The 18,209-nt window shown below is 62.6% G+C and carries 20 protein-coding genes; 17 read left to right on the top strand and 3 right to left on the bottom strand.

What is annotated here, in order from left to right; all coding sequences use genetic code 11:
* The first annotated feature begins 34 nt into the window (after positions 1-34).
* From FHS82_RS16290 to sctU, 12 genes are all read left to right on the top strand, one after another.
* Positions 35-505, top strand: a complete 471-nt coding sequence (locus tag FHS82_RS16290; RefSeq protein WP_166954733.1) for an EscF/YscF/HrpA family type III secretion system needle major subunit — start codon at positions 35-37, stop codon at positions 503-505.
* An 18-nt stretch (positions 506-523) separates the two neighbouring features.
* A complete protein-coding gene (sctJ, locus tag FHS82_RS16285) occupies positions 524-1,357 on the top strand; it encodes a type III secretion system inner membrane ring lipoprotein SctJ (protein ID WP_166954730.1) in 834 nt (277 codons plus the stop codon).
* A 127-nt stretch (positions 1,358-1,484) separates the two neighbouring features.
* Entirely contained in the window at positions 1,485-2,378 is an 894-nt protein-coding gene (locus FHS82_RS16280; protein WP_166954728.1) for a hypothetical protein, read from the top strand.
* Positions 2,357-3,052 (top strand): type III secretion system stator protein SctL, encoded by a 696-nt coding sequence (sctL, locus tag FHS82_RS16275; RefSeq protein ID WP_166954726.1) that lies wholly within the window; start codon positions 2,357-2,359, stop codon positions 3,050-3,052. The genes FHS82_RS16280 and sctL overlap by 22 nt, the downstream gene beginning before the upstream one ends.
* On the top strand, positions 3,042-4,421 hold the full coding sequence (gene sctN / locus FHS82_RS16270) for a type III secretion system ATPase SctN (RefSeq protein ID WP_166954724.1): 1,380 nt from the start codon (positions 3,042-3,044) through the stop codon (positions 4,419-4,421). The genes sctL and sctN overlap by 11 nt, the downstream gene beginning before the upstream one ends.
* Positions 4,418-4,897, top strand: coding sequence for a type III secretion system stalk subunit SctO (gene sctO, locus FHS82_RS16265; protein ID WP_166954722.1), 480 nt, complete (start codon positions 4,418-4,420; stop codon positions 4,895-4,897). Before sctN ends, sctO begins: the two co-directional genes overlap by 4 nt.
* On the top strand, positions 4,894-5,709 hold the full coding sequence (locus tag FHS82_RS16260) for a hypothetical protein (RefSeq protein ID WP_166954720.1): 816 nt from the start codon (positions 4,894-4,896) through the stop codon (positions 5,707-5,709). The genes sctO and FHS82_RS16260 overlap by 4 nt, the downstream gene beginning before the upstream one ends.
* Complete coding sequence (locus tag FHS82_RS16255) at positions 5,706-6,791, top strand: FliM/FliN family flagellar motor switch protein (RefSeq protein ID WP_166954718.1); 1,086 nt, start codon at positions 5,706-5,708, stop codon at positions 6,789-6,791. Before FHS82_RS16260 ends, FHS82_RS16255 begins: the two co-directional genes overlap by 4 nt.
* Before the next feature lie 26 nt (positions 6,792-6,817).
* On the top strand, positions 6,818-7,462 hold the full coding sequence (gene sctR, locus FHS82_RS16250; protein ID WP_208394287.1) for a type III secretion system export apparatus subunit SctR: 645 nt from the start codon (positions 6,818-6,820) through the stop codon (positions 7,460-7,462).
* Between the two features lie 49 nt (positions 7,463-7,511).
* A complete protein-coding gene (gene sctS, locus FHS82_RS16245; protein ID WP_166954716.1) occupies positions 7,512-7,778 on the top strand; it encodes a type III secretion system export apparatus subunit SctS in 267 nt (88 codons plus the stop codon).
* A complete protein-coding gene (sctT, locus tag FHS82_RS16240) occupies positions 7,775-8,608 on the top strand; it encodes a type III secretion system export apparatus subunit SctT (protein ID WP_166954714.1) in 834 nt (277 codons plus the stop codon). Before sctS ends, sctT begins: the two co-directional genes overlap by 4 nt.
* A 17-nt stretch (positions 8,609-8,625) precedes the next feature.
* On the top strand, positions 8,626-9,795 hold the full coding sequence (gene sctU / locus FHS82_RS16235; protein ID WP_166954712.1) for a type III secretion system export apparatus subunit SctU: 1,170 nt from the start codon (positions 8,626-8,628) through the stop codon (positions 9,793-9,795).
* A gap of 112 nt (positions 9,796-9,907) precedes the next feature.
* Here sctU and FHS82_RS16230 read toward each other — a convergent pair whose 3' ends face one another.
* Positions 9,908-12,688 (bottom strand): FHA domain-containing protein, encoded by a 2,781-nt coding sequence (locus FHS82_RS16230; protein WP_166954710.1) that lies wholly within the window; start codon positions 12,686-12,688, stop codon positions 9,908-9,910.
* Positions 12,689-12,940: 252 nt separating this feature from the next.
* On the opposite strand from FHS82_RS16230, the gene FHS82_RS16225 reads away from it, so the two are divergent.
* From FHS82_RS16225 to FHS82_RS16205, 5 genes are all read left to right on the top strand, one after another.
* Complete coding sequence (locus tag FHS82_RS16225) at positions 12,941-13,780, top strand: Crp/Fnr family transcriptional regulator (RefSeq protein WP_166954708.1); 840 nt, start codon at positions 12,941-12,943, stop codon at positions 13,778-13,780.
* A 3-nt stretch (positions 13,781-13,783) separates the two neighbouring features.
* A complete protein-coding gene (locus FHS82_RS16220) occupies positions 13,784-14,047 on the top strand; it encodes an EscE/YscE/SsaE family type III secretion system needle protein co-chaperone (protein WP_166954706.1) in 264 nt (87 codons plus the stop codon).
* Positions 14,048-14,063: 16 nt separating this feature from the next.
* Entirely contained in the window at positions 14,064-14,384 is a 321-nt protein-coding gene (locus FHS82_RS16215; RefSeq protein WP_166954704.1) for an EscF/YscF/HrpA family type III secretion system needle major subunit, read from the top strand.
* Between the two features lie 175 nt (positions 14,385-14,559).
* Positions 14,560-16,119: a hypothetical protein gene (locus FHS82_RS16210; protein WP_166954702.1), complete on the top strand. Its 1,560-nt coding sequence runs from the start codon at positions 14,560-14,562 to the stop codon at positions 16,117-16,119.
* Positions 16,120-16,138: 19 nt separating this feature from the next.
* Entirely contained in the window at positions 16,139-16,522 is a 384-nt protein-coding gene (locus FHS82_RS16205; RefSeq protein WP_166954698.1) for a CesT family type III secretion system chaperone, read from the top strand.
* Between the two features lie 49 nt (positions 16,523-16,571).
* Here FHS82_RS16205 and FHS82_RS16200 read toward each other — a convergent pair whose 3' ends face one another.
* Together FHS82_RS16200 and FHS82_RS16195 are read right to left on the bottom strand one after the other, a co-directional pair.
* Entirely contained in the window at positions 16,572-16,955 is a 384-nt protein-coding gene (locus FHS82_RS16200) for a tetratricopeptide repeat protein (RefSeq protein ID WP_166954696.1), read from the bottom strand.
* Between the two features lie 181 nt (positions 16,956-17,136).
* The gene (locus FHS82_RS16195) at positions 17,137-17,853 is read right to left on the bottom strand and encodes a hypothetical protein (protein WP_166954693.1); all 717 of its coding nucleotides are present in this window, start codon (positions 17,851-17,853) and stop codon (positions 17,137-17,139) included.
* Between the last annotated feature and the right edge of the window lie 356 nt (positions 17,854-18,209).

The raw sequence follows: 18,209 nt of genomic DNA, 5'->3' as shown, positions 1-18,209 counted from the left end.
ATTGTCGTATTCGTTATGGCATCGGAGGTGAGCCATGCCTGATCTGGGACTGCTACCCAATAGCTTCGGTGCAATGCCCTTTACGCCTGCCGAAAGCGGGCTTCACGGTGCGCGCAAGGCAGGTGAGGCTTCAATCGCATTCGAGAATGCGTTGAGCCGCAACCGCGTTGACCCCGCGCCGGAGCAGCCGCCCATCGTTGCGGGCGGCCCAGCGGTTGTCACCGTCCCGGCAACGGCGGGCGAACAGGGGCGCACGCCCGATCCCGAGACGACGTCCTCAATCACGTCGGGCGACTCGATCCTGAACGGCCTGAAGAAGATGCGCGGCATTTTCGACGAGCAGCAGGGGCGAATAGCCAGCGTGGCGCAGGAAAATCTCTCAGTTCCGAACGCTCTGGCGGCAATGCAGATCGAAGTAGCCAAGTATTCGATGTTGCTGGACATGTCGTCCAAGCTGACGGGCAAGGCCTCGCAGGCCATCGACCAGTTGATGAAGGGCCAGTAGGTGTGCACGGCGCTTCTCATGGAACGCAGGCCGGCGGCATCCGGCTGGCGGCGGATGGCCGTGTGGCTGGCGGTAGGGCTTGCGCTTCTGCTCGCCGGCTGCAAGAGCGATCTCTACACCGGCCTGACGGAAGTGGAAGCGAACAGGATGCTCGCCGAGTTGCTGACAAGCGGCATCACCGCGGAAAAGGTGGTCTCCGGCAAGAGCGGCTTCGCCATCCGGGTCGACGAGCGGGATGTCCTGCGCTCGCTCGCCCTGCTCAACGGCAAGGGACTGCCTACCATTTCACATGCGTCGATCAACGAAGTGTTCCAGAAGTCCGGCATCATGTCCTCGCCATTCGAGGAAAAAGTACGCTATGTGAGCACGCTGGGTGATGAAGTCGCGCGGACGCTGAGTTTCATCGATGGGGTTCTGGCGGCGCGTGTTCACATCGTGCAGCCCGATCCGCCGCAGATGGGCAAGCAGCCGACGCCGGCCTCCGCGGCCGTGTTCATCAAGCATCAGGCGGGCGTAGACCTCGATTTCTTCGTGCCCCAGATCAGGCGCCTCGTCAGCAGTTCCATCGAAGGCCTGGATTACGCGGCCGTCACCGTCATCCTGTCGGAGGCCGTGCCGATGAAGCCCGACGCCTCCGCGCATCTCGATGCCACGATCGAATTGCTCCCCGGCCTCGCTGTACGCGAAACCGACGCCGCCCGCTTCCGGGAAATCCTCTATATCGTGGCCGGCGTCGTCGCCTTGCTGGTGATCGCGGTGATCGCCTGCCTCTATCTGTACTGGCGCGCGCGGACCGGCAAGGCCAGAGCTAACGCGGACGACGCCACGCCATCCGCACTCGAACCGACATGAAACAACAGCGCGCGGCAACAGGCACCTCAAACCGGGAAACGGATGCCATTTCCCGGCTCCATGCGATGCACAGGCAAAACGGGAGAGTGGCGCCGCCGCATCGCTTTGGCGGAAAGGGAGGCGCGGGATGAGCGCCATCACGGCCAGCGCCAGCACGAGCGCGGAACGGCTTGCCACCCTCTCGCCGGACACGATACCGGCGCGTGAACGGAGCCTTGCGGGCGACGAAACGGCTCGCAGCGGTTTGCCAGCGGACGGTGATGCGCGGGCGTCCGGCGAGGACTACTCCCGCCCCAATGTCGATTTCGCCATCGCTGCCCGGATCGCCGCCGCGATCGCCCGCCCTCTCGGCGCGACGCGCGTCGCCGTAGGCGATTTCACCGGCTCCGGACCGATTTCCGTAGCCGGCATGAGCGCCATCGCGCGCCATGCAAGCTTCGGCGCCGCGCTGAACCGCGCTGCCGCACGGCTGTCGAAACTGGAGGAGATCTTCATCGATACGGGGCATCTGCGCCAGCTCGGGCGCAGCAGCGCGAGCAGTCTGTCGCTCACGCTCGCCACGGACGATCCCGCAGTCGTCGCCCAGGCGTCCTTGCTTGTCGGCGCGGCGATCCTCCACCGGCATTTCCTGTCGTGCACGCTGAAAAGCGAGCGCGAAGCGCTACGCGGCATTCTCGGCAACGACTTCTACCTGGTGGCGACACGTGAGGCACCCGTGCTTTACGCCCCCCTCGCCGGCCTCGCGGGTGGCTCGCTCTCCATCGACGCTTCGATCGCGACGGATGACGAGCGGGCGCGGGATATCGGCCGTCGGATAACCGCAACCGGGCACGCGACGCTATGCCTGCTGGTGGAGAGGACGGAGCCCTTCCTCGCGCCGCTGTTCGCCATCCGCAATCCTCCCCCGCCCGATGGCGGAAACGGCGCCGGCGTGGTTGCCCCGCTGACCGATCAGCACTGCGCGCACATCGTCAAACTGCTTCAACGGAGGTTCCCGCCGTGGTCGCCTATCGTCGGTTGAGCGCGCGCTATCAGCTGGCGGAACTCGGGTTCGCGCTGCCCGAAGGCCTGCACATCCTGCCGGCTGCAACATTCGCGCCGGTCGCGGAGGCGACGCGGCTGGTTGCCGACGCGCGCGCAAGGGCGGAAGAGATCGTTGAGGAAGCCCGGACGGAGCGCGAGAACGAGCGCCGCCGGGGCTTTGAGGAAGGGCTGCTGGAAGGCCGGCTGCGCGCCGCCCGGGAAACCTTGCGTCAGAGCGCCGATCTCGACGCCCGGCTGCAGGCGCTCGAGCGCGAACTGTCGGCGATCGTGCTGGCGTCCATGCGCAAGCTTGTCGACGGCTTCGACGCCGACGCCCGGGCGATGGCGGTGGTGCGCGGTGCGCTCAAGCAGATGCGCCGCGAAAAGAAAGCGGAGCTGCGCATCTCCTCCGAACAGGTGGGCTATTTCCGCGCGCGCGTGAACGCGATTCTGGCGGAGTTCCCCGGCTTCGAACTGATCGAGGTCGTCGAGGACGCCTCGCTGTCGGCGCCGCGCGTCGTTGTGGAGACCAGCATCGGCCGAGTCGAGGGCGATCTCGGCTCCCGACTCGACGAACTCGCCGGCATCGTCCGCGAGATCGCCTCCGGCATCCTCGTCGCGCCGGTCGGTGACGGAGACGGAAAACACGAAGGCGGCGCCGATGAACGCTGATGCGCCGGATCTCGATATCTTTCTGGCGGAGCGGGAGCGGCTGCTCGCCGCATGGCCCGGCGAGTTCGCAAGCCGGCTCGCAGAACGCGCCGGCGCGTTCGTGCCCTACGCGGCGACGGGCAAGGTGCGCAAGGTCGTGGGCACGATCATCCATGCCTCGGTGCCGGAAATACAGATTGGCGAGATCGTCGAGCTGTTCACTCGTTCCACGGGCCTACAGCTGCTGGCGGAATGCGTCGGCTTCCTGAACGACGAGGCGCTGCTGTCGCCCATCGGGGAGACGCAGGGCATTTCCCCACGCACCGAGGTGCGCCGCACCGGGCGCGTGCAGTCGATCGCCGTGGGCCACGGCCTGCTCGGCCGCATGCTCGACGGCATGGGGCATTTCATCGACGGCAAGGATATCCCCTTCGCGGCGGAAACCCGTTACCCCATCTACCAGAACCCGCCGGCCCCGATGAGCCGCCGCATCATCGACCGGCCGCTGTCGCTCGGGCTGCGGGTGCTGGACGGGTTGCTCACCTGCGGCGAGGGCCAGCGCATGGGTGTATTCGCGGCGGCGGGCGGCGGCAAGTCCACGCTGCTGGCGATGCTGGTGAAGGGCGCGGATGTCGACGTGACGGTGCTCGCGCTGATCGGCGAGCGCGGCAGGGAGGTACGCGAGTTCATCGAGCACGATCTGGGCCCGGCGGGGCTCGCGAAGTCCGTTCTGGTGGTGGCGACGTCCGACCGCAGCTCGATGGAGCGCGCCAAGGCTGCTTTCGCCGCCACGGCCATCGCCGAGTATTTCCGCGATCAGGGCAAGCGTGTGCTGTTCCTGATGGATTCCGTCACGCGGTTCGCCCGCGCCCAGCGCGAGATCGGCCTTGCCGCGGGGGAACCGCCGACGCGCCGCGGCTTTCCCCCGTCCGTTTTCGCCGTCCTGCCCAAGCTGATGGAGCGTATGGGCATGAACGACAAGGGGTCGATCACCGCGCTCTACACGGTGCTCGTCGAGGGCGACGACATGAACGAGCCGGTCGCGGACGAAACACGCTCCATTCTCGACGGCCACATCATCCTGTCGCGCAAGCTGGGCTCCGCAAACCACTATCCTGCGGTCGACGTGCTCGCGTCGAAGAGCCGCGTAATGAACGCCGTCGTTTCCGCAAAGCACCGCAAGCTGGCCGGGCAGATTAACCAGTGGCTCGCCGCATATGCCGACGTCGAGTTGCTGATCAAGGTCGGCGAATACAAGCCCGGTAACGATGCCGATACCGATATCGCGGTGGCGAAGAACAAGGCCATCAACGCCTTCCTGCGTCAACGTACGGACGAGTTCGAGACGTTCGACGACACGTTGCGCAAGCTTGCGGAGCTGGCCGGATGATCAGGCAGATGAAGGCGCTGCTGCGCATCAAGGAACTCAAGCAGGAGCAGGCGCTGAACACCATGCACGCCAGGCATGCGCAGCTTGAACAGGCGCGCGAGGCAACGCGACGGGCCTTCGAAACCGCCGAGGCGTTCCGGGTGACGATCCCGGCGCGTGAGGATGCCGTCTACGCCCGGGTGCTGGGGCGCGTCGTCGGCATCGGGAGTCTCGATGACGTGCGGGCGGACATCGTCGCCATCGAGCACGAATACACGGCGTTGCGCGATGACTGGGACCGCGCGCGCCAGATCGAGGCACGGCGCAAGGAAGAGCTGGACGAGGCGATCGCCGCCTACCGAACCGCCGTGAAGAACCGCGACAAGTACATCGACATTACCGGGACGATGCAGGTCGAAGCCGAGGAAATGGCGGCGCTCAGGGAAGAAATCGAGCTTGAGGACCTGTTCACCAGACCTGCACGGAGGATCGCATGAGCCACCTCGGCCCCTACCGCCCCGGCGGGACAGGAGATGAAGACCGGCTGGACCGCGGCGGCAGCCGCCACTATCCGGCAGGTGACGGCACTGGCGCCTCCGGCAACGGCACCTGGTCCGGCTTCGGCGAGCGACAAGCGAAGGAAGAGCACGCCGGCGCCCGAACGGGGGCCGGTGCGCGGCCTCCCGGCGATTGGCCGCGCGACACGAAAGGCCGCGAAACACCGGCAAGCCTCTCCATGCGCGCCGACGACTTCCAGCACCGTCTGCACCAGGCAGCGAGCGCCGAGAACGAAGGAGAGCCATCGGGCGGAAGCCCCCGGTCGGCCGATGCCACCGGGGATGAGCGCGTGCTGGCAACATGCGCCGGGACGGGCTCGACCCTGCCGCTGTTCAACGCCATCCAGCAGGCAGAAGCGACGGCCGCCGCCCCCGCCCGGCTGCAGGAGGCGCTCGATGCCATCGCCGTCCGTGTCGAACGGGCGATCCGGGCGGAGTTCGCCGTCACACCCGACGGCATGCGAAGCCTGAGCATCGATCTGGGGGGAGCGATGAACGGCATCAGCGCCGTTACTATCCGCCTGTCGGCCGGCGGCCTCGACATCGTGCTCGCGGGGAGCGGTGAAATGTTCGCCGAGGACGCCGTCCATGCCGCGCAGGCGTTGGCGGACAGGTTGTCGAAGCGCTTCGGTAGCCGCACGATCCGCGTTCTCGCCGCCGGACGGGAAGCCGGCGCGGATGAAGCCGACGGGGATGTTCCGGCGTCGCCGCTCGCGGACGCCGTCGCCGGCCGCGCGGGTCGCCTGGCATGACGGCCATGCCCTGGCATCCGCCGGCCCTGCCCGGCATCGGACAATCCGAAGCACTGTGGAATGCGATACTCAGCCACGCGGGGACGGCCCTTCCCCTCGCCGGCAAGGCGCATCTGGTCTTCACGCCGGCGGCGCCCCCTGGGCCAAATATACTCTGCACGAAATTACGCCTCGGCCGGGACGGCGCAGCCTACGTCGTGTGGCGCATGTTCCCGTTCGCCGACATGTTCGACACGCCGCTGACGGTGGATGACTTTCCGGTGCTGCCGCCAACGCTGCGCGACGCGCTGATAGAGGGCATGGTCGACGTCATCCGCCGTACCCTGCCGGCCGACGCGGCCAGCGATGTCGCCATCGCCGGATGGGGCAGCGCCACGGCCGACGCAGACATCGTTTGGTTCGACATAATCCTCGCCGGCCTCGCGCCGGAACCGGTGCGGTTGACGTTCGGCTGCGCGCGCAGCCTGCTGCTTTCGACATCGGCCGCATGGCCCATTGTGCCCGCCGCTGTGCGGGCAGAGGCCCGTGGCACAATGATTGTGGCGAGTGCCTTCACGCTCGGCGCGTTTCCGCTTACGGCACGGGAGTTGGCTGGCTTGACCGAGGGCACCGTCATCCTGCTGCCGGCGGCGCCTCTCGAACGGCGCTGGCTGCGCATTGGGCAGATCTTGTGGGATTTTCGTTTCACTGACGAGGGATGGCTCGTCGCCGGCAACAGGAAGCGGCTGCAGGAAGAAACACGGCGCCGCCGGTTGAGGGAAAGTGCAGTGACAGAACAGGTCTGGCCGGACGGCGAGAGCGATGTTGAACCCGGTTTACCGCCTCAGGAGGACGCCGCTAAGAGCGTGTGCCTGTCCGATCTTGCCATCACCATCGATTTCGACATCGGCGAGCGGGATTTCACGCTGGCCGAAATCGAGACATGGCAGCCCGGCGCCGTAGTGGCGCTCGATCCCCCCGCCCTCGCAGACCAGGTTGCGGTAACGCTGCGGGCCAATGGGTGCGCGGTCGCCACCGGTGATCTCGTCGCGATCGACGACAGATTGGCGGTGAGATTGTCGAAAATCCTGCTGCGAACCTGAGACAGCCAGGCGGACAGGAGTTTCCCTTGATCGATCCGTTGAATCTCATCCTTGTGCTGCTGACGGCGGCGCTGGTGCCATTCATGGCTGTAGTCGCTACATCCTTTGTGAAGATTTCGGTGGTCTTCCAGCTCGTGCGCAACGCTATTGGTGTGCAGCAGATCCCGCCCAACATGGCGTTGAATGCGCTGGCGATCATTCTGTCCGGCTACATCATGTTTCCCGTGGTGGCGGAAACATACAATATCCTCGAACAGGGCAACCATACGTTCAAGACCGTCGAGGGCATCCAGGAGGCGTATCAGGCGGGCAAGGGGCCGCTGACACAGTTCCTCAACACACATGCCGCCGAGCGGGAGAAGCAATTCTTTCTGGAGGCCGCCCGCACCTTGTGGCCGGAGAATCTCGCAAGCCAGCTAACCGGTGACAGCATCGCGGTCGTGCTGCCGGCCTTCACCGTCAGCCAGTTGCGGGAAGCGTTCGAGATCGGCTTCCTGCTCTACCTGCCATTCATCGCCATCGATCTCATCGTGTCGAACATCCTGCTCGCCATGGGGATGATGATGGTTAGCCCGCTCACAATTTCCCTGCCGTTCAAACTGTTCCTGTTCGTCATGATCGATGGCTGGTCGCGGCTCATTCTGGGACTGGTGAAGACGTATGTCCCGTAGCAGCGCGAGCCGCGCCCGATCCGCGGCATCGATACGCGAGGAGAAATGCATGCCGCCCGAAGTCGCCCTGCGTCAGATCACGGAATCAATGATGCTCGTCATGCTGCTGTCGATGCCGCCCATCGTGGTCGCCTCGGTTGTGGGCATTCTGGTCAGTCTGCTGCAGGCGCTGACGCAGGTTCAGGAACAAACGCTGTCATTCGCCATCAAGCTCATCGCTGTGGCGATCACCATCGCCTCGGTGGCAGGCTTTCTGGGCAGCGAAATCTTGAACTACACGCTGAAGATCTTCAACGGCTTTCCGGACATGACATGAACGAACTCAGGGCGGCCTATCTGCTTTTCGCGGATCTGTTCCATGGGGAGCTGGTCGCGCTACTGCTGTCGTTGCCCCGCCTCTACGCTTTCCTGTCGACATCCCAGTTGCTCAGTTCAGGAGCCGTTCCGCGCCTGGCGCGCACGGCATGCGTGCTGTCCATCTCAGTCATCAGCGTGCCGATCAACATGCCGTACGCATTGCATTTCAACGGCTCCGTCTTCGTCTTCGCCCTGCTGTTCACCAAGGAATACGCGCTCGGTTTCGTCATGGGTTATCTTGTCGGCTGGATATTCTGGTCGGTGCAGGCGGCCGGCGCGCTGATCGACAACCAACGCGGCGCAGCCATCGCGGCCAGCATCGATCCCATGCAGGGGCACGAGGCGTCTCCGCTCGCCCTCATGTTCTCGCATGCCTTCATCACCTACGTGTTCGTCACCGGCGCGATGCTGCCCATTTTCGGGATGGTCTACCAGTCGTTTGCACTCTGGCCTGTCACCCGTTTCATTCCCGTCATCTCGCCGGAATTCCCCATCTTCATACTGGGCGTGATGGACCACGCCACTCGTTTCGTGGTCATTCTGGCAGGCCCCGTTGTTGCGGTCATGTTTCTGTCCGAGTTCGCGTTGGCGATGGTAAGCCGCTTCGCACCACAGATTCAGGTTTTCGTACTGGCGATGCCTATAAAGAGTATAATCGCCATTTTCATGCTTGTTTTTTACTTTTCTGCATTGCTCATATATTCTGAATCAAACATTTACAAGATACATCAATACGTCGAATACTTATATATCCTAATTCCCGCCACCGTACCCGACCTTCGGCAGTGACGGAGTAGCGGCACGCCATGAGCGGGAACTCATCCGGAGAAAAGACAGAGCAACCAACGCCCAAGAAATTGCGGGATGCCCGTAAGAAGGGTCAGGTGGCACGCAGCACGGAAATCGTCACGACGACGTCGCTGTTCGCGGTGATCGCCTTCATCTGGGTGAACTGGCACAACACGATGGGCACGCTGCTCGGCCTGTTCGACAAAATCGCACAGCTTTCAGTGGGTGAGTTCAGGGTTAACGCCGCCAAGGCGATCGAAATCATTGTCTATGACATTACCAGAATCATGCTGCCGGTCCTCGGAGTTGTTTTTCTCGCAGGCATTCTCGCGAACTACTTCCAGATCGGAACCCTGTTCTCGGCGGAAGCAGTGAAACCGAATCTTGACAAGATCAGCCCCGGGAAGGGGTTCAAGCGCATATTTTCGATGAAGCAGCTCGTCGAAACACTGAAGTCGATCATCAAGATCGCCATCCTTTCTATTTTGCTCTATTTTGTCGTGAAGAATGCGCTCGGCGCCTACATTTCATCTCTTTCCTGCGGCATGTCCTGCCTGGTTGGCGTTACCTCGCAATTCATGTTTCAGACCTTCGTCTATTCCGCGCTGGCCTTCGTCGTCGTCGCGGTCGTCGACATCGTCTATCAGCGGCGCAGCCATATCAAGACTCTGATGATGTCGAAGGACGAGGTCAAACGCGAATTCAAGGAGAGCGAGGGCGATCCGCATATCAAGGGCAAGCGCCGCCAGATCGCACAGGAACTGGCGATGAACGGCGGCGGCGCGGCAGCGCGCGAAGGCACGGCCGTTGTTGTGAACCCCACGCATTTCGCCGTCGTCATCCTGTATACTTCAGAGAAGATGCCACTGCCCATCGTCACGGCCAAAGGGCGCAACCGGCACGCGCATTTCCTGCGTACGCAGGCCGAGGAAGCGGGCGTTCCCGTCTTCCGGAATGTACAACTTGCACAGGCACTCTACGCCGATGCGGAGGTCGACGACTATGTACCCACCGAACTGTTCGACGCGGTGGCGGAAGTGCTGGCATGGGTCGCACGCAACCGGAACACGCTCTACAAGGGACGGCTCGACCACGGCGTGCTCGACATGGAGGCCGGAGACCACCGCGCAGATGTCACAAGAAGAAGGGCAGCGACCGAGCAGGCTGACACTGCGCCGCGACGCTGACGGCAGCCAATATATAAAGTTTATTTTGCTAAATAATATAAATATTTAATAATTAATTAATTTTTAAAAAATTCCATGTTTTTATTATGTAATTAAATTTCACAATATTATTTTATTCTAAAATCCAAGCCAACTCACCGCCGTAAATCGCCACGGCGAGGCCGTTTGCGACCTCCAGCACTGCCCCCAATTCGCCGACCAGAAGCAACCGGCTCGCTATGTCGGGCGCGGCACCTTCATGGATTTTCTCGCCGCTGCGAGTCTGGATGAAACGTGACGGCGCGCCCGGCCCGGCGCCCGAAATGTCGAGAGTGTGGGGCGCGATGTCTCGCACGATGAAGCGAATGAAAGCCGGATTACGCCCGATCTCACGCAGGAATACCGACTGCGCCGCGACCGTGCCACCCTGATAGGCGTCGATCACACATTGCATCGTGCGGCGCGGATTGATCGCGGCCTCCATGATGACGAGCTGGAAGCGCGGCTCAAAACTTGATAACGACAGCGTCCGGCCAACGCTCAGAATGTCGAGCCAGAATACTGCCGTCATGGCATCGTCGGGCCCAAGCGCCGCACCCGGCCAACAGGTGTCATGGCCGGAGTGGCCCTGCAAGCCTTGCGCTGGCAGATATTGATCGTGCAATTTTTGCCGCGCCAGCCGGGACGGAGGCGTGACGTCGTCGGGGCGATCCTGCAGCATTGCACTGAGACGTTGAAGAGCATTGAGCAAAAGCTGCGCGCCGCTGACGGATGGCAGGCGGTCGTCTCGCCACTGCTGGAGCAGGAGACGTGTGCTGTCTGAAAGCGTCAAGTGCCTAGCCGGCGCGGAAGCAGGCAGGACTGCCGCGGCGGCCTCGTCCGTAATGGGTGATGGAAACGAGGGCGTGACATTGCCAGACAGGGAAACGCTGCCGGATGGCTGCCGTGCAGCATTACGCGGCAGCACGGGAACCGGTTGGCTATTGCCTCCGGAGACCTCAACGGCAGCATTCGACCCGTTACCGCTGTTCGCCGACGGTAACACGATCTCTAATGAAGATTGCGAATTCTCCGATGACGCCTCGCCGATAGTTCCGCGCGCACTGACGGCACCATCGTTTCCCGACAGCTGCATCGCGGCTTCACGCGACGGCTGCGACATCTGCTGCGGCTGATCGCCGGAAGCAACTTGCGTGCCCGCAATCGCCCGAAGCACCGCACCCAAGTCACTCGCCTGCGGCTCGACGGGCTTATCCGCCGAAAAGTTTTGCGAACCGCCGCCGGTCGCCTTGCGCGCATTCTGCTGTGGCTGATCGCCGGAAGCGGCTTGCGTGCCCGCAATCGCCCGGAGCACTACACCCAAGTCGCTCGCCTGCGGCTCGACGGGCCTATCCGCCGAAGAGTCTTGCGAACCGTCGCCAGTCGCCTTGCGCGCGTTCTGCTGTGGCTCATCGCCGGAAGCGACTTGCGTGCCCACAATCGCAGGCAGCACTACACCCAAGTCGCTCACCTGCGGCTCGACGGGCCTATCCACCGAGGGGTTTTGCGAACCGTCGCCGGTCGCCTCGTGCTCGCCCGGCCCAGCATTTGTGGTCAGCGGACGAACCAGCGTCCCAACATTTCCGCTGGCGAGCGGCAAATTGCTGTTTGTCTTCGCCGCCGGCCTTTCGGCATCGACCAGCACATCTTTCGGCGCGAAATCGCCCCTCTGCACACGGGCGACGTCGAGCACGACATCGGCGCTGGTCGCGGATGGCACGCCGATCATGACGGCATTCGCGGAAATAGCCGGCACGGGAAGTTCCGCCGCCACTCTCGTCACATCCTGTAGCCGCACGAACGACCGCAGCCCGATATCAGCCGCGAAGCGACGCGCGTAGACCTGCAGGAAGCCCGACCAAGCATCAATCTTTTCCACCGGTACGGAGCCAGTCGCCTCAATCACGCCATCGTCGAGACGTAGCAGCACCCATGGCCTGATCTGCGACGAATCGGCCAGAGCGTTGACCTGCTCCAGCAATGTGGACGGCGTCCGCAGGCGCGAGTCGACCGACGACACACCCGGCACCGCCTCGCGCACGGTCATGACGAAGGTTTCGGCCTCCCGGTCGTCCGGAATCCGGCCGTCGAGCGTAACGGCGCCCTTCCGCGACACGTCAAAGGACAGATTCCGCCCTTTCGCGGCGATGAGCCCCTCTATTTCCTGTCGCATCGCCTCCAGCACCCAGATGCGCGGATGTGCACCGGCGCGTGCCGCCCCGATGGCACCGACAGCCGCCCGCCGCTCGGCCTGGGTGTCTACATAGCCGGTGACGGTAATCACGCCATCGACCTGCTGCACGACCGCGAGATCGCGCGCAAACGGCAGCGTCGATAGGGCCGCACGGACTTGCTCCAAGCCGGCCAGATCCGATTCACCCGCGCCTGGCCGCGCCATATCGCCAGTATTCAGATACCATACGGCGATCGCCGTGACCAGCGCCAGCGCCAACACAGGCAGAGCCAGCGTGTGCAAAGGGCGGCGCCGCGCGGCGACCGGTGCCTGCGGGCGATCCGCTTCCACCTCGGCATCCGCGATGGATGTCCACAATGCCGACGAGGGGCCCAACGCCAGCCGCGTCGTACCGGCTGTGAGAACGTCGAGCGGCTCGATCTCCTGCCAGTCGCTGTTCACATCCAGAACGACGCCGTTCGCGGTTCTGACGGGGCCGGCAGCTGCGCGGATCTGTATGCCGGCATGGCTTATCCGCAGTTCCAGATGGCCGGGCGCAAGGCTGACATCGATGATCTGGATGTCGTCGTCGGGCCCCGAGCCGAGCCCGTATTGCCCGGGCAGGAGAGAAACCTCGACGCCGGACTGCACGCCGCTGAGGATCTTGAGGATCGCGCCATCTATGAGTTCCGCGCCCGCCATCAACCCCCCCCTGAGATACCCCGTCCAGCGCGCCTCGCCTCGCCTAGACATATAAGTCGTTATATACGCTATTTTTGTCGAATCATAGTGACTTTTTTCAGCATATGTGTCAAAGATCAATCGTAAACGTGATCCGCAACGTCAATGACGCAAACCTCCCGCATGGAGCGCCGGTTCGATGGAGGATATGTTGCAGCGTACCGATGACACGCCACCCACGGCGCCGGAGCGTCGTCTGACGGATAATGCGGCATGAGCAGCATCGCGCCCTCGCCCCACAGCATGCCTTCCGGGCCGCCCGCATTGATCGGCGCCCTGCCGTTGCCGCCGCTGCATGCCATCCCCGACGGACATGCGCCGGCGCCTCTGGCGAGAGGGATCACACTTGCGGACGGCAGAGGCCTCTTTTCCGTCGCGACGGAGTTTCAAAACCTGGGCGCAGCGGCAGAAGCTGCACTGGCTGCATCTTTCATCCTGCGCGTCTTCGCGCCGCACGACGTCATCTATCTGCAGGATGACGACGCCGACAACCTTTACTTCATCCGCTCAGGCTACGTCAGACTTTCCTATCTGATGGAAGACGGGTCGGCTGTGCTCTGTGGCATCCTGCCACCGGGCGAAAGTTTTGGCGAACTCGGCATCCTCGAGGGCGGCACGCATTGCGAGATGGCGAGCGCCGTTGGCGACGTGACCGCCGCCGCCGTGCCGCTGCACCAGTTCCGAAGCCTGCGGGAACGGTTTCCCGCAATCGATGCTGCCGTGGCGCACGTGGTGGCGCGCCGGTACCGCAGCTATGTGGAACTCACCCGCATGCTCAGCCTCCGGACCCTCGCCGCCCGTCTCGCGCAAACGCTTCTACGGCTTGCGGACGGGCTGGGCACGCGCGTCAAGGCCGGCGACCGCATGTATCCCTGCATCGGCCCGGCGGTGACGCAGACCGACCTCGGCCTGATGGCGCGAGGCGCGCGCAGTAACGTGAACCGCGCGCTCAAAGCGTGGGAACGCGACCGATGGATCGCCATCCGCGACCGCTCCATCATCGTTCTTGATCGCGCCAGGCTGGAATCGCTGGCCCTGCAGGAAGGGCTCTGATCGATGAGCCAGGCGACACTGAACAGACCTGCGACCGGGGCCGGCATACTGGACGACATATCGCCGTTTTCAGTCAGCGACCTGGAAGAGTTGCTGTTCCGGAAAGAGCGGGAAACTGTTTCAGCGGCAATCGTGCAACGGCTCGATCACGCGAAAACAGAGGTTGAGAACACGCTGAATAGCGGGCTGAGTTACAAAGAGCATGCCGCTGCAACCGCAATTCTAAACGCTATTGAGCATGCAAAACGGCTTCTCGCAGAAATCTAACGAAACGGAGATTGAAATGGCCATTACGCAATTCGACGCTGGCGCAGCGATACGCAGCAGCCTCACGCCGGCGACGATCGCCAACAAGGACACCTTCAAGCTGCCGGAAGAAGACGGCCTCGACCTCATCTGGGCCCAGTCGCACATGGGCGAGCAGATGCGGTCCATAGAGGCGGAAATCCAGGCAATCGAGGCGAACGCCAACCTGTCGGACACCGAACGTATGTTCGCGATGCAGATTGCCATGAACACATGGTCGGCGATCAGCAACCTGCGCACCAACATTATCAAGAGTGTCGCAGATACGCTGAAGGGCATCGTGCGCAACATCCAGTGAAGGCGCCCGGCGCGCCGGAGAGGCGCGGCACAGGCTTCGAGAGCCTCAGGCCGAGGAACGGATAGCGTTCCCTGAGTAAATCTGGCGTATGAACCAACGGACGGAGCAACCGGTTGCTCCGGTTTGCTTTCAGCGGCTCAAAATGCGCGTTCTGTGACCTTCGGCACAAGCAGATATGCCGGGCCGCGCGATAATGTTCCAGACAATCAGCCGGCGGCCTCAGGCTGGAGGGCTACGCGCGACGTATCTGCGCGGATGTGGCGTCAGGTGTCATTACGGAAAGGGGAGTCTGATGAGCCAGATCGGTTATTTCGCAGGCAGAACGCAATTGCCGCCCGATACGCAAGAGGCGCAGCAGGACCGCAACCTGAACGCTCCCCTGTTCGAGCCCAATGCGGCGGCTCGCGCGGCGATCGACAGCTTCGGATCGAAAGTGGGCGAACGCAAGGGCGAGAGCGTGGAAATCCTCAACCTGCCGGCGGCCGACCTGCTGGCCAATCTCCAGGACAACGCCGAAGAACTCGGCGCATTTCTTGCCGGCCGCATCCCGCTTGGTAACATGACGCAACGCGCAGGCCGAAAGGCAGTCGCCGGCAAGGGCAGCAGCCCGGACATCGAAAGCACTTCCTCCCCGACGTCCGACACCGACGAGCAGCGTGATCAGATTCTGCGCCTGCTCGCCTTCCGCGAGTTCTCCGGCGGCGATGCCGGCACCGAACAGAATCAGCAGCAGCGGCAATATGCGCAGCTCGCGCGCGTTACTGGCGAAAAGATTCGGCAGTCCACCGGCAATCTGCTGAAAGGTCTCTCCGCCATCCGCGACGAGATGGCAACCAGGGCGGCATTGGCCGGTGCCGGCGAGATCGGGCTTACGGATGCACAACGGCGCGATATCCATGGCCAAATCTGGATGGCCCTGCATGCGTATGACACGGACGCCGTGCAACAATTGGCGGCGCTGGAAATCATCTTCGGCCATTTCAGCACGGACAATCCGACCGACGAGGCGTTCCAGTCAGTGCTACTGGGCATCCGGAACGAGTTCGACGAGGCGACTGTCGGGCGTGTCGTTCGCGAGACGCTGTCCGCCATCAACCGCCTCGCTGTCACCAGTGCCACGCTGGAGAGCAGCCCCGCCCTGTTCCGCGAGCAGCAGCGCCAGCTTCTACAGGAAAGCAAGAATTTCAGCAACATATTCGAGACGCTGCAAAAATCCGACCCTTTGCGCACTCTGCGGGAGGTCGTCGGCGACTTCATGGCGGGCGCCGGCAGCAATCTTGCCGACGGCAACGGCCCGGCCTTTGATGATGATTTCCGGCATCGCCTCCTGACCGAGCTTGCAGTGCTGAAAAAACTGAACTCCGTATTCGATCACGTGCAGCAGATGGTGGTGGAGCCGATGCATATTATTGCCCGCCGTTTCGATAACGGCACGCCGGGTAAAAAGACGCTTGACGCGACGAATGTCACCAGGGCCGTTCTCGGCTTCATTTCCAACGACAACGTCGACCGCAGCGCCATCCGGCCGCTCGAAGCCGTGCTGCCCAATCACGCCGCACTTCAGGACCGCGTCGTCTATTCAACCTGCATTGCCAGCCTGCACAAGCAATTGCCAGATGACCTGTTCCCGAACGGGCAGATCAACGGGGACCAGACGCATAGAAACGCTCAGGACGCCGTTCTGAAACTGTGGCGCGCCGAACTCGCCATCGAGGACGAAGCGAAAGCAGCGTAAGGAACCTTTGAGCGACCCAATGACGATTACCTTTTCCAGCACCGGCCTGCATGCGATTACGGATTTCGCCGCGCGCGCAGGCCTGTCGGCAATGCCGGCGCAGGACGGCACCTTCGCGTTCCGGTTTGCACGCTCCGGCGACCTGACGTTCCTGCCTTCCATGGACGGTACACGCCTGATCGTCAGCTTGCTCCGAACGCCTGCATTTGAGGATCCGGACAAGGAACTACGGGCGTTGCAGACTGCGGGGCCAGATCTTGCGACCGGCCTGTTCCTTCATGCAGGACTGACCGCGGGTGGTGCCATCGTGTTGTCGTTCATGCTGGAAGACCATGAGATAGACGCCCCGCGGATCGAGCGTTGTGTTGACCGCCTCATCGAGGCACACAATCGTCTGGCATAGGCGTTTATGGCCTGGCTGCGCGGCACGCATACCGTAATGACGCAGAGCGTCAGACAAGCGGGGACCTGCTGCCCACCTCGGCCTCGATCGCATTGAGCATCTGTTGCGCGAACGCGCCGCCGTCCCCTCCGGACGACAATACGACCGCGTCCCTGAGGATCTTCATCGCTCTCTCGCGATCGCCTTTTCGGAAAAAGGACAGCCCCAGGAAGGCAAGTGCTGTCTCGCTGAAACTGAACGGTCTGAGCAGTTCGATAGCCCTGTCGTACTCGCCGTCCTTCAGGTGCAGCATGGCAAGCCCGACGGCACCGGCCTCCTGCTCGGGGCGTGCAGCCATGACGCCCTCGAATATCGCGCGGGCGTGCGCGTCGCGGCTGCGCATGACGGCGATGAATCCCAGCGATGCCAGCAGCCTGACGTCTTCAGTACGCAACATACAGCAATGCTCCACAATTTCTGCAGGGCCCGCCCGGAGGTTGTCTCCTAGAGCGCCTCCGGCCAAACAAAGCCATCAGATAGACAATAATTTTCTAAAATTCCACATATTATATATTAATTTATTATTTTTATTTCACTTTATTATATGTTATACATTAATTATTCTTTCATCTGATTTAGCGGCTGAAGTTCAGTGCGATCAGCAACCGCTGCGCGGCGCGCAGTTCGTCCCGAAACAGAGGATCGCTTCGTGCTGCTCGGGCGGCCAGCGCGAGATGATTCTGTGCTGCCCTGCGGTTGCCGCAACGCATCCGGCACAGGCCGGCGATACAATGGGCTCGCGGGTGGCGCCCGCCGCGCTTCAGATAATCGAGCGCCAGCACCAGCCCTACCTCGTGCCGCTCCAGCCGGATCGCGCAGATGGCGAGGCCCAGCAGCGCGTCGCTACGCGCCTCGGGCCAATCGAGCAGCGCGCACAGAAACGTGACGGCGTCGCTGACGGCGCCGGCGGCAACGAGGGAGGCGGCCCCCGCCTGAAGGGCGGCGACGACGCCGCGCGCGTCGTCTCGCGGCTCCTCTGCTGGCAATTCGCTGCCGGGCACACAGTGTCCCGCGCCATCGGGAAGGTTGTGCAGCGTGTTCGCGATTTCGAGCGCGACCAGCGGCAACATGTCATCGATACGGCCGCCCCGAAGCGCGAATGCCGCCCTGAACACGTCTTCCCCCGCCTGAGCCCGCCGCTGGGCATGCGCGTGCGCCCGCGACAGTTGCTCGCGGACGTCGGGGGCGTCCGGAAGGTTTGCCGCCAGGACTGCGCGCTCCGGCGCCTCTGGCAGCGTCAACAACGCTTCACCCAGAGCAGGAGAACGCAACGCGGAAGAACGCGACGGCATGGGCTTCTCCAACCTGTGCGGGAACGCCCTGACGCGCCTCCGAAACGGCGGAGCACGGCAGGACCTGTGCAGACGCCGGCGGGACGGTCCCGTGAATAATCGGAAGGTACGCTACCCTGCTTCGGCGCTCCTCCGTGTGCCGAACGTCACAGAATCCATTCGATGGGCAGGATGCTGACCGGGCAAGAAAGCGAATCAATCATAGTCTTCCGGATTCGGCACCTGGAACGTTTGGTTAATATATGCTTAACGAATACATAAATACTGAAAATAATAAGAAATAAATTGTTTAAATATGTATATTTTTATATATATTATAATAAATTCTCTCATATTTAAATAAATATCAAGTCAAT

It is taken from the genome of Pseudochelatococcus lubricantis, from assembly GCF_011762225.1.
GTDB lineage: Bacteria > Pseudomonadota > Alphaproteobacteria > Rhizobiales > Beijerinckiaceae > Pseudochelatococcus > Pseudochelatococcus lubricantis.
This window is presented reverse-complemented; position numbering and strand designations above follow the sequence as displayed.

What these genes read in the sequence shown, in the direction of transcription:
- sctU (WP_166954712.1), top strand. Translation starts at nt 8,626, where the DNA reads ATGAGCGGGAACTCATCCGGAGAAAAGACAGAGCAACCAACGCCCAAG.
- FHS82_RS16230 (WP_166954710.1), bottom strand. Translation starts at nt 12,688, where the DNA reads ATGGCGGGCGCGGAACTCATAGATGGCGCGATCCTCAAGATCCTCAGC.
- sctS (WP_166954716.1), top strand. Translation starts at nt 7,512, where the DNA reads ATGCCGCCCGAAGTCGCCCTGCGTCAGATCACGGAATCAATGATGCTC.
- FHS82_RS16225 (WP_166954708.1), top strand. Translation starts at nt 12,941, where the DNA reads ATGAGCAGCATCGCGCCCTCGCCCCACAGCATGCCTTCCGGGCCGCCC.
- FHS82_RS16195 (WP_166954693.1), bottom strand. Translation starts at nt 17,853, where the DNA reads ATGCCGTCGCGTTCTTCCGCGTTGCGTTCTCCTGCTCTGGGTGAAGCG.
- FHS82_RS16220 (WP_166954706.1), top strand. Translation starts at nt 13,784, where the DNA reads ATGAGCCAGGCGACACTGAACAGACCTGCGACCGGGGCCGGCATACTG.
- FHS82_RS16215 (WP_166954704.1), top strand. Translation starts at nt 14,064, where the DNA reads ATGGCCATTACGCAATTCGACGCTGGCGCAGCGATACGCAGCAGCCTC.
- sctJ (WP_166954730.1), top strand. Translation starts at nt 524, where the DNA reads ATGGAACGCAGGCCGGCGGCATCCGGCTGGCGGCGGATGGCCGTGTGG.
- FHS82_RS16210 (WP_166954702.1), top strand. Translation starts at nt 14,560, where the DNA reads ATGCCGGGCCGCGCGATAATGTTCCAGACAATCAGCCGGCGGCCTCAG.
- FHS82_RS16290 (WP_166954733.1), top strand. Translation starts at nt 35, where the DNA reads ATGCCTGATCTGGGACTGCTACCCAATAGCTTCGGTGCAATGCCCTTT.
- FHS82_RS16280 (WP_166954728.1), top strand. Translation starts at nt 1,485, where the DNA reads ATGAGCGCCATCACGGCCAGCGCCAGCACGAGCGCGGAACGGCTTGCC.
- FHS82_RS16255 (WP_166954718.1), top strand. Translation starts at nt 5,706, where the DNA reads ATGACGGCCATGCCCTGGCATCCGCCGGCCCTGCCCGGCATCGGACAA.
- sctO (WP_166954722.1), top strand. Translation starts at nt 4,418, where the DNA reads ATGATCAGGCAGATGAAGGCGCTGCTGCGCATCAAGGAACTCAAGCAG.
- FHS82_RS16205 (WP_166954698.1), top strand. Translation starts at nt 16,139, where the DNA reads ATGACGATTACCTTTTCCAGCACCGGCCTGCATGCGATTACGGATTTC.
- sctN (WP_166954724.1), top strand. Translation starts at nt 3,042, where the DNA reads ATGAACGCTGATGCGCCGGATCTCGATATCTTTCTGGCGGAGCGGGAG.
- sctT (WP_166954714.1), top strand. Translation starts at nt 7,775, where the DNA reads ATGAACGAACTCAGGGCGGCCTATCTGCTTTTCGCGGATCTGTTCCAT.
- FHS82_RS16260 (WP_166954720.1), top strand. Translation starts at nt 4,894, where the DNA reads ATGAGCCACCTCGGCCCCTACCGCCCCGGCGGGACAGGAGATGAAGAC.